Origin of the sequence: Herbaspirillum sp. BH-1 (genome assembly GCF_002870055.1) — a bacterium.
Lineage (GTDB): Bacteria > Pseudomonadota > Gammaproteobacteria > Burkholderiales > Burkholderiaceae_D > Herbaspirillum > Herbaspirillum frisingense.
Genome location: NZ_PKOI01000001.1, coordinates 649,319 through 663,263 on the forward strand (window position 1 = coordinate 649,319; position 13,945 = coordinate 663,263).

Genomic DNA, 13,945 nt, shown 5'->3' on the forward strand with positions numbered 1-13,945 from the left:
GCCGCGGCATCGTTTTTTTTCATCCGTCGCCGACCGTGGCCTGTGTGGATTGGACTGCCTGTGCCGCCAGTGCTGCCTGTGCCGCAGCTTCATCGAAGATGTCCGCACTCGGCGCCTGATAGACCTGGGGCGACGCGCCCAGTCGTATCGACAATTCCTGCGCCATCTGCAGCAGGGTAGCGCGCATGGCGCCGCTGGCGGCCGGATCGAAGCGCAGGGTCAGGCCGAAGATGGTCAGTGAACCCACCAGCGCGTTGCCAGGCCCGAACACCGGGGCCGACATCGATGACGACAGCGGATTGTTGATCCCCACCGAAATGCAGACATAGCGCCCACCCGAGCGCGCCGCATTGCCCGGCACCGAGAAGAAACGCAGTACCTGCGCACTGGAGGTCTGGTCGATCGGGAACAGGCTGCCCGCCTTGACGGTGGCCTTCACCGAGGCCGGGGTCTCGGCCGCATACAGGCACAGCCGCTGCTCCTGCTGGCGGATGTAGAAGGCGGTGCTTTCGCCGGTCTCTCGCACCAGCTTCTCCAGCGTGGGCATGATGAAGTCGGCATAGTCGAACCGGGCCTCGAAGGCCTTGCCCAGCTGGTAGGCGCGCGGCCCCAGCTGGTAGGAATTGTCAGCACGTTGCACGACGTACCCCGCCTTGATGAAGGACATCATGTAGCGGTGGATCACGCTCTTGAACAGTCCCGTCCGGGCTTCCAGCTCGGTCAGGCCGAACGGCTCGGGGGCATCGATAAAGGCGCTCAGGATGGCCAGGCTGCGTTCGGCGCCGAGCACGGTGCGGTCGGGTGCCGCATCCTTTTTGTCGGGCTCACTCTCTTTTTTCATAAATCGACGTCGAATTTCGGAATGGGGCGAGGTTATCACCTTTTTCGATTGGCGCGGCGCACCAAAAAATCGCCGCCAGCGGCCTTGCCTGCACCGCCGGCGGGAATCTGCATGCCCATTTCAGGGATTTTTGCACCGCCGCGATGCATGTCCTAAGTATCTGAAATATAAGGACAAATTGTGCTTGTTTAAAAATCATAATGCAATTATGATTTATTTCATCGATGTTCGTTGTTCAACCTGGGAAAGGATAGAAAATGACTTTGGGGCGCTTCAACAAGACCTGTATGGCAATCGCGGCTGCGGCCGTTTCGCTGGTGTTTTCCACGGCCGCGCACGCTGACCGCCTGGCCGATATCAAGGCACGCGGCACCCTGGTGTGCGCCACCCTGACCAGCAGCGAACCCCTGGGCTTTCCCGATCCGGCCACGCGCCAGATCGTCGGCTTCGACGTCGACATGTGCAATGCGGTCGCCAAGCAGCTGGGAGTGAAGCTGGAACACAAGGGGGTCTCGGTGGAGGCGCGCATCCCGGAACTGACGCTGGGCCGGGTCGACCTGGTGGTGGCCGCGCTGGGCTATACCAAGGAGCGCGCCCAGCAGATCGATTTCACCGCCGCGCACTACCAGACTCCGATCAAGCTGATCGCCCACAGTAACGGCGGCTTCAACAAGGTCGAGGACCTGGCCGAAAAGCGCATCAGCGCCAACAAGGGTTCCACCCCTGAGCTGTATGCGCGCCGCGTCCTGCCCAAGGCCACCATCCTGACCTTCCAGGACACTCCGGCCGCCTTCCTGGCATTGGCCCAGAACAAGGTGCAGGGACTGGCGCTGTCGCAGCCTTCGGGCATCCGCTTCGTCAACGAATCCGAGGGCAAGTACAAGTTCCTCAATGGCGAACTGGCCTGGGAACCGACCGCCATGGGCGTGAAGAAGGATGAGCCGGCCCTGCTGGCCGCCGTCAACGACGCCCTCGAAAAACTGGAAAAGAGTGGCGAGACCGACGCCCTCTGGAACAAGTGGTTCGGCCCCAATACCAAGTTCAACATCCCGCGCGAGAAGAAGCTCACGCCGATCTCCGCCTTCCAGTAAGCCCTTCACTCAAGCCTTCGTTCCCGCTGCAACAAGGATCACGCGCACCGGCCCGGCCGGTGCGTGCGGGACCGGCTTACCCTTCGCCTGGCAATCTTGGTGCGCCAGGCTGTTCTAGCAAGGAAGCGCTCACATGCTCAATCTTGATTTCGGCGCGGTGTTGCATGGCCAGTACCTGCACTGGCTCATCGGCGGCGCCTTCACCACGCTGTGGCTGTTCGCGGCGGCCTGGGTCTGCGCCTTTATGCTGGCGGTGCTGCTGGTGGGCCTGCGCACCCTGGCGCTGCCGCCGCTGGAGTGGCTCATCGCCGGCTACGTCAACTACCACCGCAACGTGCCGGGACTGGTACAGATCTTCGTCTGGTATTTCGGCATCCCCGAACTGCTGCCGGCCTGGATCACCGACTTCATCAACAACCACAACGGCGAATTCATCTTTGCCCTGATCGAGCTGTCCCTCAACAGTGCCGCCTATATGTCGGAAGACCTGCGCAGCGGCATGCGCTCGGTGGCGGCCACGCAGATGGAGGCGGCGCGCGCGCTGGGCCTGTCCTACCTGCAATCGATGCGCGACGTGCTGCTGCCGCAGGCCATCCGCATCTCGGTGCCGCCCCTGGTGAACCAGTCGCTGTCGCTGTTCAAGTCCACCAGCCTGGCCATGGCCATCGGCGTGGCCGAGATGACCTACTCCAGTCGCCAGATCGAAAACGAAACCTATCGCACCTTCGAAACCTTCGCCCTGGCCTCGGCCTTCTACCTGCTGATGTCGTGGTCGATCATGGCCATCGGTGGCTGGTACAACGGCCGCCATCTGAAAGTGAAGGGGCGCTGACATGCACACCATCCTCGATATCTTCGACATCCTCCGCACCTACGGCCTGCAGCTGCTGATCGGCGAATTCCCGCATGGTCCGCTGGGCGGTCTGGCCTTGACACTGATCCTGGCGGTGACCGGCCTGGTCTGCGCCTTCCCGCTGGCGGTGCTGTTCGGCATCGCCCGTACCAGCACTGTGCGCTGGGTGGCCTGGCCGGCTGGCGCCATCGTGCATACCCTGCGCGGGCTGCCGGTGCTGATGCTGATCTTCTGGGCTTACTTCATCGTGCCGCTGTTGACCGGCAAGTCCATCTCCGGCACCACCACGGTGATCTGTGCGCTGGTGGCCTATGAGACCGCCTTCCTGGGCGAGGTCATCAAGGCCGGCATCCAGGCCATTCCGCAAGGGCAGGTCGAGGCCTCACGCTCGCTGGGCATGAGCTACTTCACCACGCTGCGCGAGGTGGTGCTGCCGCAGGCGCTGTTCAACATGATCCCCAGCATCCTCAACCAGCTGATCTCGCTGATCAAGAACACCTCGCTGGCCTACATCATCAGCGTCAACGAACTCACCTATGCGGCCTACCAGGTCAATGCGCAACTGCTGACCAAGCCCTTCCAGGTGTACTTCCTGCTGGCCATGACCTATTTCGTGCTGTGCTACCTGCTCAGTTCGCTGGTCGGGCTGGCCGAGCGCCGTATCAAGCTAAAACGTCAATTCAGGAGTCTCTGATGATCCGATTCAACAATGTGAACAAGTGGTACGGCGACTACCACGCCCTGCGCGGCGTCAACGAAGAAATCAAGCGCGGTGAAGTGGTGATCGTCTGCGGCCCCTCGGGCTCGGGCAAGTCGACCCTGATTCGCACCATCAACCGGCTCGAACCCATCAACGACGGTCACATCTACGTGGACGGCCAGGACGTGCACGGCAACGGAGTCGATATCAACCGCCTGCGCAGCCGCATCGGCTTCGTGTTCCAGTCCTTCAACCTGTTCCCGCACATGAGTGTGGAGCGCAACGTCATGCTGGCCACCATGCGGGTCTTGAAACTGTCCGAGAAAGCCGCCCGCGACAGCGCCATGGCCCTGCTGGAAAAGGTCGGCCTGGCCGGCAAGGCGCAGTCCTATCCCGGCCAGCTCTCGGGCGGCCAGCAGCAGCGCGTGGCGATTGCCCGTGCCCTGGCCATGAAGCCGCCGGTGATGCTGTTCGACGAACCGACCTCGGCACTGGACCCGGAGATGGTGGGCGAGGTGCTGCAGGTGATGAAGCAGCTGGCCGCCGAGGGCATGACCATGGTGTGCGTGACCCACGAGATGGGCTTTGCCCGCGAAGTGGCCGACCGCCTCATCTTCATGGCCGATGGCCAGGTGCTGGAGCGCGCCACCCCGCAGGACTTCTTCGAGCGACCGCAGCATGAGCGCGCCCGCAAGTTCGTGGCCGACATCCGCCACGCCTGATCGCACCATCCCCCAAGATTTCCCGGAGATCCGGGATCAACAAGACGAGACCACCATGGCATTCATTTCCGATTCACTCTCCCGCATCAAGGCTTCGGCCACCATCGCCGTCACCCAGAAGGCGCGCGAACTGGCCGCCCAGGGCCGCAACGTGATCGCCCTCAGTTCGGGCCAGCCCGACTTCGACACCCCCGACAACATCAAGCAGGCCGCCTACGCCGCCATCGCCCGTGGCGAGACCCGCTATACGGCGGTGGCCGGCATCACCGAGCTGCGCGAAGCCGTGGTCGCCAAGTTCAAGCGCGAGAACCAGCTCGACTACAGCGTGGCCCAGACCATCGTCTCCAACGGCGGCAAGCAGGTCATCGCCAATGCCCTGATGGCCAGCATCAACGTCGGTGACGAAGTGATCGTGCCGGCCCCTTACTGGGTGTCCTATCCGGAACTGGTGGCCCTGTGCGGTGGCCACGTGGTGTATGCCAAGACCACCCGCGCAGCCGGCTACAAGCTGCGCCCCGAAGCGCTGGAGGCCGCCATCACCCCGCGCACCAAGTGGCTGATGTTCAACTCGCCCTGCAACCCCAGCGGCGCGGCCTACACCCGTGCCGAGATCTGCGCGCTGGCCGAGGTGCTCAAGCGCCATCCGCAGGTCTGGATCCTCTCCGACGACATCTACGAACACCTGACCTACGGCGACTTCGAATTCACCACCCCGGCCCAGATCGCGCCCGAACTCTACGAGCGCACCCTGACCATGAATGGCGTCTCCAAGGCCTATGCCATGACCGGCTGGCGCATCGGCTACGCGGCCGGTCCGCTGGCACTGATCAAGGCCATGGAAAAGATCCAGGGCCAGCTGACCTCGGGCGCCAGCTCGGTCTCGCAATGGGCCGCGCTGGAGGCCCTGAATGGTCCGCAGGATTACATCCACGAGAGCCGCAAGGTATTCCAGGGCCGACGCGACCTGGTGGTGTCGCTGCTGAACCAGGCCGAGGGTCTGGATTGCCCGGTGCCGGAAGGCGCTTTCTATGTCTTCCCCTCCTGCGAGCGTGTGATCGGCAAGCGTACCGAAGACGGCCAGGTCATCGGCAATGACGAGGACTTCGTCTCGGCCCTGCTGCAGGCCGAGGGCGTGGCCCTGGTGCATGGCAGCGCCTTCGGCCAGGGGCCGAACTTCCGCCTGTCCTATGCCGATTCCACCGAGCGCCTGCGCGAGGCTTGCGTGCGCGTCCAGCGCTTCTGCGCCAGCTTGCGCTGAATCTTTCACTTTTTATTCTTGCAGGGAGAACACCATGTCAGCAGGATTCCGCATTCTTGAGCGCGTGCGCAAGGTCAGCGCGCAAGACGTCAAGAACTTCGCCGCCATCCCGGTGGCCAACATCAGCGATTCGATGGCACGCATGACCGCTGCCGGTGCGCGCCTGCGGCCGCTGCATCGCGGTGGCAAGCTGGCCGGCGCCGCCATCACGGTGAAATCGCGCCCGGGTGACAACCTGATGGTGCACAAGGCCCTGGACCTGGCCGAGCCGGGCGACATCGTGGTGGTCGATGCCGGGGGCGACCTGTCCAACGCCATCATCGGCGAGCTGATGGTGGCGCATGCCATCCAGCGGGGCCTGGGCGGCATCGTCATCTACGGCGCGGTGCGTGACCTGGACGCCATCCAGGGCGGCAGCTTCCCGGTGTTCGCCGCCGGTGTGACGCATCGCGGCCCCTACAAGGATGGCCCGGGCGAGATCAATGTGCCCATCGCCATCGACGGCATGGTGATTGCCCCGGGTGACCTGGTGGTGGGTGATTACGACGGCCTGCTGTGCGTGGGCTATGACGACATCGCCGCCGTCTACGCTGCCGCCAAGGCGAAGAATGATGCCGAAGTCGCGCAGATGGCGGCCATCCAGGCCGGCACCAGCGACCGTGGCTGGATCGATGCGAGCCTGAAGCGACTGGGCTGCCAACAGATCGGCCAGCCGGTGTCGCGCCATGGCTGATGCCGCCGCCTCGCCGCACCTGCAGGTACGCCCCGACTGGCTGGCCCTGACGCAGGAAGCGGTGCTGGAGCCGGAGCTGCCCATCATCGACGCCCACCACCATCTGTGGGATCGCGCCGGCAACCGTTACCTGTTCGAGCAGTGGATGGCCGACCTGTCCAGCGGCCATCGCATCACCGAGACGGTGTTCGTGCAATGCCGTTCGATGTACCGGCAGGAGGGGCCGCAGGCCATGCAACCGGTGGGCGAGGTGGAGTTCGTCAATGGCGTGGCGGCGCAATCGGCCAGCGGCCTTTACGGCCCGGTGCGCGCCTGCGCGGCCATCGTCGGCTTTGCCGACCTGATGCTGGGCGCCGACGTACAGGCTGTGGTCGAAGCCCTGCAGCAGGCCGGTAACGGCCGCCTGCGCGGCATCCGCAATACCACGGCCTGGCATGCCGATCCGTCCATTCGCAGCAACCCGCAGCCGCCACCGCCCGGCCTGCTGGCGCAGGACAGGTTCCGTACCGGTGCGCGCCTGCTGCCGCGCTACGACCTGTCGCTGGACGTCTGGGCCTATCACACCCAGCTGGATGAAGTGCTGGCGCTGGCCCAGGCCTGCCCGGACACGCGCTTCGTCCTGGATCACTGCGGCGGCCCGCTCGGCGCCGGCCCCTACGCCGGCCAGCGTGAGGCAGCACGACGCGAGTGGGAGCGCGGCATGCGCGCCATCGCGGCCCTGCCCAATGTCTGGCTCAAGCTGGGTGGTCTGGGCATGCCCGTGGGCGGCTGGGATTTCCATCGTCAGGCCGCGCCGCCGGATTCGATCCAGCTGGCCCAGGCCTGGCGACCGTATATCGACACCTGCATCGACCTGTTCGGTCCGCAGCGCTGCATGTTCGAGAGCAATTTCCCGGTGGACAAGGGCATGTTCGGCTATGTCAGCCTGTGGAATGCCTTCAAGCGGCTGACGGTGGACCTGTCCGCATCCGAGCGCACAGCGCTCTTCAGTGGTACCGCCCGGGAGGTCTACCGCATGCAGGAGGCAGGGCGGTGATAGCATAACGCCCTCGTTCGGACGCCCCGGCGTCCCCGGATCATCTCAAGCCTTGAAAGCAGACAGTGCACGTACAGACCCGCAGCGGCGCCCCGCATGACGCCGACGGCCTGCCGCCCCGGCAGCGCTTCCTCGCCATCGCCACCGTGGTGCTGGGCATCACCATCGCGGTCCTGGACGGCTCCATCGCCAACCTGGCGCTGCCGTCGATGGCCGCCGATCTCAAGGCCAGCGATGCCGATGCCATCTGGGTCATCAACAGCTACCAGATCGCCATGGCGGTGTGCCTGCTGCCGCTGGCTTCGCTGGGCGAGGTGGTGGGCTACCGGCGCGTCTATCTGGGCGGGCTGTTCCTCTTCACGCTGGCTTCGCTGGCCTGTGCCGCCAGCAATGACATGCTGCAGCTGAGTCTGGCGCGGGTGCTGCAGGGGCTGGGCGCGGCCGGCATCCTGTCGGTCAATACGGCCCTGATCCGCTTCATCTACCCGGCGCGCCTGCTGGGCCGCGCCATCGGCTACAACGCCCTGGTGGCCGGCACCGGCAATGCCCTGGGGCCGACCGTGGCCGGCTTCATCCTGCACCTGGCATCCTGGCACTGGCTGTTCCTGATCAATATCCCGCTCGGGCTGGCCGCGCTCGTGGTGGGCAACAAGGCGCTGCCCACCAATCCGCTGGCCCCGCGCCGCTTCGACCGGCAGAGCGCGCTCCTGTGCATGTGCTTCATCGGCTTGCTGCTCTATACCATCGATGCGGTCGGCCATCTGCAGGGCGTCTGGGTGGTGGCCGGCTGCGCCGTGCTGACCGGGCTGAGCCTGTTCCTGTTGCTCAAGCTGCAGTCGTCCAGCGCCCCCATGCTGCCGCTGGACCTGCTGCGCATTCCCTTGTTTGCGCTGTCCATCGGCACCTCCTTCTGTTCCTTCGCGGCGCAGATGGCGGTGTTCGTGATGCTGCCCTTCATGTTGCAGAACTACCTCGGCATCAGCGCCGCGCGCGCCGGGCTGTTGCTGACGGCCTGGCCGATTGCCGTGGCCCTGACCGGGTTGGTGGCGGGCAAGCTGTCGGACCGCATCGCGGCGGGTTTGCTGGGTGGGATAGGGCTGGGGGTGATGTGCCTGGGCCTGCTGTCGCTGCTGACGATCGACCATGGCACGCCGGACGGCCTGATGGCGCTGCAGTTTGCGATATGCGGGTTTGGCTTCGGGCTGTTCCAGTCGCCCAACAACCGCACCATGATCAGCGCCGCTCCGCGTGAGCGTACCGGTGGCGCCAGCGGCATGCTGGGCACGGCGCGCCTGACCGGGCAGACCGTGGGCGCCTCGATGGTGGCCATGCTGCTGGGGTGGTCGGACGCACCGTATGCGCTGGTGCTGTGCTGCGCCGCCGGGCTGGCGGCGCTGGCGTGTGTGGTCAGCCTGACACGGCTGCGCTATTGAAGGGAACGCAAGGAGCGGAAGAGAACGGCGAGGGCAGGGCTCAGGCGACTGCGGCCAGGGCCTCGCTCTGGGCGTGGTGGTGGGCCGCATGGGCGGCCACCGACAGGGCCATGCTGAGGTAATTCTCGCCGCGCCTGCGCTGACGGGACTGTTGCTGCTCCAGCGCAAACAATTGCTGGTAGAGCGTGCGGATCTGCTGCTGCAGCAACTGGCGCTGCTGCTTGCCGTCGCGATTGGCCGGGAAGCGTGCCAGCGACTGCGCCTGCTGTTGCAGGATCAGGATGCGGTGACTGAGCTGCTCGATCAGTTCGGCGGGGTCATGGTCCAGCGTGTCTGCATGGGCGGTGTGGCTGGCCTCGGCAGTTTTTTCTTGTTCATACGCGATGTTCATGCGAACTCCAGCCCCGGTCGAGGCGCCAGTCTTGCAGGTTCAGGCAAGATTGCCTTTGGGTAGAGTTACGGCAGCTTCCTGCAAAGCTTGAGTCGCGAAACGTAAAAAAGCGAAAAGGCGCAGGCCCGGGAAGGGCGCTGCGCCTTGCATGCAGGGAAGGGCCGGCATGGCTGCCGGCGGCTCCATCAGATGACGCCGCGGCGCATCTGGTCCAGTTCGATGGATTCGAACAGGGCCTTGAAATTGCCCTCGCCGAAGCCGTCGTTGCCCTTGCGCTGGATGATTTCATAGAACACCGGGCCGATCAGGTTCTGGGTGAAGATCTGCAACAGCAGCCCCTGGCCGGCGGTGGGGGCACCATCGATGAGGATCTTCAGTTCGCGCAGGGCGGCCAGGTCTTCGCCATGGCCGGGGATGCGGCGTTCCACCAGGTCGTAATAGGTGGCGATGGTGTCCTGCAATGGCACCCCGCGAGCGTACAGGGCGCGCACGGTCTGGTAGATGTCGTCGGTGCCCAGGGCGATGTGCTGGATGCCCTCGCCGTTGTACTGCTTGATGAATTCCTCGATCTGCGACTTGCCGTCCGCGCTCTCGTTGATGGGAATGCGGATCTTGCCGCACGGGCTGGTCATGGCCCGCGAGCGCAGGCCGGTGACCTTGCCCTCGATGTCGAAATACTTGATCTCGCGGAAGTTGAACAGACGCGTATAGAACGACGACCAGGTGTCCATGGCGCCGCGCATGACGTTGTGGGTCAGGTGGTCGATATAGGTCAGGCCCACGCCCTTGGGATTGCGCTCCACGCCGGGGAAGAACTGGAAATCCACGTCATAGATGGAGCCGTTGTCGCCATAACGGTCCACCAGATACAGCAGCGAGCCACCGATGCCGCGGATGGCGGGGATGTTCAGCTCCATCGGGCCCAGACGGGCTTCCACGCCTTCGGCACCCAGTTCCAGCGCGCGCTTGTAGACGAAGGCCGCGTCCTTGACGCGGAAGGCCATGGCGTTGACCGAGGCGCCGTGCACCTGGGCGAAGGCGGCGGCATTACTGTCCGGCTCACCGTTGAGGATGAAGTTGATCTGACCCTGCCGATAGAGGGTCACGTTCTTGGAACGGTGACGCGCCACGGCGGTAAAACCCATCAGTTCCAGCACGCCGGCGATGGCGGCCGGGTCGGCGGCGGTGTATTCGACGAACTCGAAACCATCGGTCCCCATGGGGTTGTCGAACAGGTCCGTGCTGGCGGCGGCAAGTTGGCTGATCTGGCTGTCTGCGTGGCCCATCTGTGTCTCCTCGGATTGGAAAGGCCGGCAAGCCCGGCCCATGCAAGGAGTTTATTGCGTCGTCACTGCAATTTGTGATTGTTTTTTGCGCAAATTAGGGGTTAATATGCACAAATAAATCTTAAATAAGAAAATTGGAGAGATAAATGAGCATCATCAATGTGGATCGCTACGATCTGGCCTTGCTGACCGAGCTGCAGCGTGACGGACATATTACCAACAGTGCACTGGGACTGAAAGTTCACTTGTCCACCTCCCAGATCAGTCGTCGCGTGCAGCGCCTGGAAGAAGCCCACGTCATCGAACGCTACACCGCCGTGCTGGACCCGGCGGTGGTCGGCCTGGGCGTGACGGCCTTCACCACCGTGACCCTGGATCGCCAGGGCGAAACCCGGGGCGAATTGTTCGAAAAAGCCGTGGAAACGATGCCAGAGGTCACCGAATGCTTCTCCGTCACGGGGGAGGGCGATTATATCCTGCGCATTGTCGCCCCCGACCTGGCGGCGTTTTCCGAATTCATGATGAGCCGGCTGCTGCGCCTGCCTGGCGTGACCAACGTCAAATCCAACATCACCCTCAAGAAGGTCAAGCAGTCCCACGAACTGCCGCTGGAACACGTCATGCAGCCGGTGAAGTCGCGCCAGCGCATTCGCTTCTCCCAATGAGGGAGTGAACGCAAAGGGTGGGGTGGCTTGCGAATTCAAAAGCAAGCACCCGAGTGCGACGCCGCCAGGGGGCGCCTAGAATCATCCTGACCCGATAGCAGGAGCACCCCATGCCGAGCACGACCTCCCCGATGATTTCCAGGCCCCCTACGTCCCCCGCGCCCTCCACGGAGGCGGACCCCGCATCCGCCGACCCGTCCCTCACCGACCCGTCCCTCGCCGACCCGCAACGCTGGCTGGCCGTGCAGCGCCGCGACCCGGCGTTTGACGGCCTGTTCTGGTATTCGGTCAAGAGCACCGGCGTCTATTGCAAGCCCTCCTGCGGCGCGCGCACACCCTTGCGCAAGAACGTGGCCTTTCACGGCAGTTGTGCCGCTGCCGAAGCGGCCGGTTTTCGGCCCTGCAAGCGCTGCCGGCCCGACCTGCCGCCGCTGCAGGAGCGCCAGGCCCACGCCATCGCCCAGGCCTGCCGCCTGATCGAAGCCGCGGAGCAGGCGCCCGCCACCGAGGACCTGGCCCAGGCCGTCGGCTTGAGCCGCTACCACTTCCATCGGCTCTTCAAGGCCCACACCGGGTTGACCCCCAAGGCCTATGGCGACGCCCGGCGGGCGCAGCGCCTGCGTCAGCAACTGGCCTCACGCGCCAGTGTCACCGAGGCCTTCTACGAAGCCGGCTTCAATTCCAGCGGCGGCTTCTACGCCCACCGCAATGCCGACCTGGGCATGAAGCCGGCGGCCTACCGCCACGGCGGCCGTGGCGAAAAAATCCGTTTCGCCGTGGCGCAATGCTGGTTGGGCGCCTTGCTGGTGGCGGCCACCGAGCAGGGCATCTGCGCCGTCACCCTGGGTGAGGATGCCGAGGTCCTGGTGCAGCAACTGCAGGACCGTTTTGCCCAGGCCGAACTGGCGCCGGGCGATGCCGCCTTCGAGCAGACGCTGGCGCAGGTGCTGGCCGCGCTGGATGACCCGCAACGTGGCGCCACGCTGCCACTGGACGTGCGTGGCACGGCCTTCCAGCAGCGCGTGTGGCAGGCCCTGCGCGAGATACCGCCGGGGGTGACCCTGAGCTACGCCGAACTGGCCGCCCGCATCGGCCAGCCCGCGGCGGTAAGGGCGGTGGCCAGCGCCTGCGCGCACAACGAGATTGCCTTGCTGATTCCCTGCCATCGCATCGTGCGCCAGGATGGATCACCGTCCGGCTACCGTTGGGGCATCGAGCGCAAGGCGGCCTTGCTGGCGCGCGAGGCAGTGGTGCGCCCGCCGCAACCGCAGTCGCAGCCGTAGCCAGCCACCGCCAACGGCAAGCCCGTCTGAAGGCGGGGGCAGAGGCGGCTACAATGGCTGTTACTTCATATTGCAGGAGTCGTGCATGCATGTTCTTGGCAAGGCCGGCCTTGCCCTCACCGGCGCGGTGCTGGTCCTGGGTGGCCTGATCGCCTGTTCGCCGCTGTCGGCCATCAATGCGGTTACCCCGAGCTCCAGCTACATCAAGACCGAAGGCGTGGCCTACACCGACAGCGACCATCCACGCCAGAAGCTGGACATCTACCGGCCGGCCGCGCAGGCCGACGCCGCGACCGCCAAGGGCTTGCCGGTGGTGGTCTTCTTCTATGGCGGCAGCTGGAACGAAGGCAGCCGCAAGGACTACGCCTTCGTCGGCGAAGCCTTGAGCTCTCGCGGCATCATCGCCGTGCTGCCGGACTATCGCGTCTATCCCGAAGTGCGTTATCCGGATTTCCTCAAGGACAGCGCCCAGGCCCTGGCCTGGACCCTGCGTTCCCTGCACGAACTGGGCGGCGATCCGCAACGGGTCTTCGTCATGGGGCACAGTGCCGGCGCCTATAACGCGGCCATGCTAGCCCTGGACGCGCGCTGGCTGCGCCAGGCCGGCGCCTCGCCAGATGCCCTGCGCGGATGGATCGGCCTGGCCGGGCCGTACGATTTCCTGCCCATCGAAAACCCGGACGTCAAGCCGGTATTCTTTGCCCCCGACTCGCCGCCTGATTCGCAACCGGTGCGCCACGTCCAGGCCGGTGCGCCACCCGCGCTGCTGATCGCCTCGCACAAGGACAAGCTGGTCTCGGCCACCCGCAACACGGGCGGGCTGGCCACACTGCTGCGCGCACAGCAGGTGCCGGTGGAGGAACGTTACTTCGACAACACCTCGCACGCCTCCCTGGTGGGCAGTCTGGCACGGCCGCTGCGATTCCTGGCGCCGACGCTGGAGACGGTCATCGAGTTCATCGCTACGCCGCCCCCGCGCACCAAGGCCGCGCCGTGACCGGTGACCTGTTTGCCGCGCTGCCCCGCGAGCCTGACATCGAGAGCATCACCGAGGGCGCGACCTTGCTGCGCGCCTTCGTCAGCGACGAGGAGGCTGCAGCGCTGGTGGCTGCCATCGATACCGTGCTGGCACACTCCCCCTTGCGCAATATGCAGACGCCGGGCGGCTTTCGCATGTCGGTGGCGATGAGCAATTGTGGGCAATTCGGCTGGGTCACCGACCGTCGTGGCTATCGCTACCAGACACTGGACCCCCTGACCGGGCAGCACTGGCCCGACATGCCGGCAGCATTCGTCGCACTGGCACAGCGGGCGGCCGCGGCGGGCGGGTTTGCTCCCTTCCTGCCGGACGCCTGCCTGGTCAACCGCTACGACCCCGGCGCCCGCATGTCACTGCATCAGGACCGTAACGAAGAAGACATGCAGCAGCCCATCGTCTCGGTCTCGCTCGGCTTGCCGGCAACCTTCCTCTTTGGCGGCATGGAGCGCAGCGACAAGCCGCAACGCATGCGGCTGGAGAGTGGGGATGTGGTGGTCTGGGGCGGCCCGGCGCGGCTGGCCTTTCATGGCGTGGATGTGCTGCGCGACGGCGAGCACCCGCTCACCGGTCGCTGCCGCTATAACCTGACCTTCCGTCGCGCCCGCTGAGGGCAA

At 65.1% G+C, this 13,945-nt stretch carries 15 protein-coding genes; 12 read left to right on the forward strand and 3 right to left on the reverse strand.

Features of this window, described 5'->3' with window-relative positions:
• Window positions 1–19 precede the first annotated feature (19 nt).
• Entirely contained in the window at window positions 20–841 is an 822-nt protein-coding gene (locus tag HBH1_RS02940; RefSeq protein ID WP_102661504.1) for an IclR family transcriptional regulator, read from the reverse strand.
• 287 nt (window positions 842–1,128) lie between these two features.
• On the opposite strand from HBH1_RS02940, the gene HBH1_RS02945 reads away from it, so the two are divergent.
• The 8 genes from HBH1_RS02945 to HBH1_RS02980 all read left to right on the forward strand — a co-directional run bounded on the left by HBH1_RS02945 (window position 1,129) and on the right by HBH1_RS02980 (window position 8,667).
• Window positions 1,129–1,932: an ABC transporter substrate-binding protein gene (locus HBH1_RS02945; RefSeq protein WP_051110930.1), complete on the forward strand. Its 804-nt coding sequence runs from the start codon at window positions 1,129–1,131 to the stop codon at window positions 1,930–1,932.
• Between the two features lie 133 nt (window positions 1,933–2,065).
• A complete protein-coding gene (locus HBH1_RS02950) occupies window positions 2,066–2,764 on the forward strand; it encodes an amino acid ABC transporter permease (RefSeq protein ID WP_102661505.1) in 699 nt (232 codons plus the stop codon).
• Window position 2,765: 1 nt separating this feature from the next.
• Window positions 2,766–3,479, forward strand: a complete 714-nt coding sequence (locus HBH1_RS02955; protein ID WP_006464514.1) for an amino acid ABC transporter permease — start codon at window positions 2,766–2,768, stop codon at window positions 3,477–3,479.
• Window positions 3,479–4,207 (forward strand): amino acid ABC transporter ATP-binding protein, encoded by a 729-nt coding sequence (locus tag HBH1_RS02960; protein WP_006464515.1) that lies wholly within the window; start codon window positions 3,479–3,481, stop codon window positions 4,205–4,207. The genes HBH1_RS02955 and HBH1_RS02960 overlap by 1 nt, the downstream gene beginning before the upstream one ends.
• 55 nt (window positions 4,208–4,262) lie before the next feature.
• Window positions 4,263–5,465, forward strand: a complete 1,203-nt coding sequence (locus tag HBH1_RS02965; protein ID WP_102661506.1) for a pyridoxal phosphate-dependent aminotransferase — start codon at window positions 4,263–4,265, stop codon at window positions 5,463–5,465.
• 34 nt (window positions 5,466–5,499) lie between these two features.
• Window positions 5,500–6,198 carry an RraA family protein gene (locus HBH1_RS02970; protein ID WP_077235118.1) on the forward strand — a complete coding sequence of 233 codons (699 nt, stop codon included), beginning with the start codon at window positions 5,500–5,502 and terminating at the stop codon, window positions 6,196–6,198.
• Entirely contained in the window at window positions 6,191–7,234 is a 1,044-nt protein-coding gene (locus tag HBH1_RS02975; protein WP_102661507.1) for an amidohydrolase family protein, read from the forward strand. The genes HBH1_RS02970 and HBH1_RS02975 overlap by 8 nt, the downstream gene beginning before the upstream one ends.
• 65 nt (window positions 7,235–7,299) lie before the next feature.
• Window positions 7,300–8,667 carry an MFS transporter gene (locus HBH1_RS02980; protein ID WP_102661508.1) on the forward strand — a complete coding sequence of 456 codons (1,368 nt, stop codon included), beginning with the start codon at window positions 7,300–7,302 and terminating at the stop codon, window positions 8,665–8,667.
• A 40-nt stretch (window positions 8,668–8,707) separates the two neighbouring features.
• On the opposite strand, the gene HBH1_RS02985 is transcribed toward HBH1_RS02980, so the two are convergent.
• Window positions 8,708–9,058: a FlxA-like family protein gene (locus HBH1_RS02985; protein ID WP_102661509.1), complete on the reverse strand. Its 351-nt coding sequence runs from the start codon at window positions 9,056–9,058 to the stop codon at window positions 8,708–8,710.
• 185 nt (window positions 9,059–9,243) lie between these two features.
• A complete protein-coding gene (gene hppD / locus HBH1_RS02990) occupies window positions 9,244–10,344 on the reverse strand; it encodes a 4-hydroxyphenylpyruvate dioxygenase (RefSeq protein ID WP_102661510.1) in 1,101 nt (366 codons plus the stop codon).
• A 146-nt stretch (window positions 10,345–10,490) separates the two neighbouring features.
• On the opposite strand from hppD, the gene HBH1_RS02995 reads away from it, so the two are divergent.
• The 4 genes from HBH1_RS02995 to alkB all read left to right on the forward strand — a co-directional run bounded on the left by HBH1_RS02995 (window position 10,491) and on the right by alkB (window position 13,939).
• Window positions 10,491–11,009 (forward strand): Lrp/AsnC family transcriptional regulator, encoded by a 519-nt coding sequence (locus HBH1_RS02995; protein ID WP_006464522.1) that lies wholly within the window; start codon window positions 10,491–10,493, stop codon window positions 11,007–11,009.
• Window positions 11,010–11,119: 110 nt separating this feature from the next.
• Window positions 11,120–12,292, forward strand: a complete 1,173-nt coding sequence (ada, locus tag HBH1_RS03000; protein WP_102661511.1) for a bifunctional DNA-binding transcriptional regulator/O6-methylguanine-DNA methyltransferase Ada — start codon at window positions 11,120–11,122, stop codon at window positions 12,290–12,292.
• A gap of 85 nt (window positions 12,293–12,377) precedes the next feature.
• The gene (locus tag HBH1_RS03005) at window positions 12,378–13,289 is read left to right on the forward strand and encodes an alpha/beta hydrolase (protein ID WP_102661512.1); all 912 of its coding nucleotides are present in this window, start codon (window positions 12,378–12,380) and stop codon (window positions 13,287–13,289) included.
• The gene (alkB, locus tag HBH1_RS03010; protein ID WP_102661513.1) at window positions 13,286–13,939 is read left to right on the forward strand and encodes a DNA oxidative demethylase AlkB; all 654 of its coding nucleotides are present in this window, start codon (window positions 13,286–13,288) and stop codon (window positions 13,937–13,939) included. The genes HBH1_RS03005 and alkB overlap by 4 nt, the downstream gene beginning before the upstream one ends.
• Window positions 13,940–13,945 lie beyond the last annotated feature (6 nt).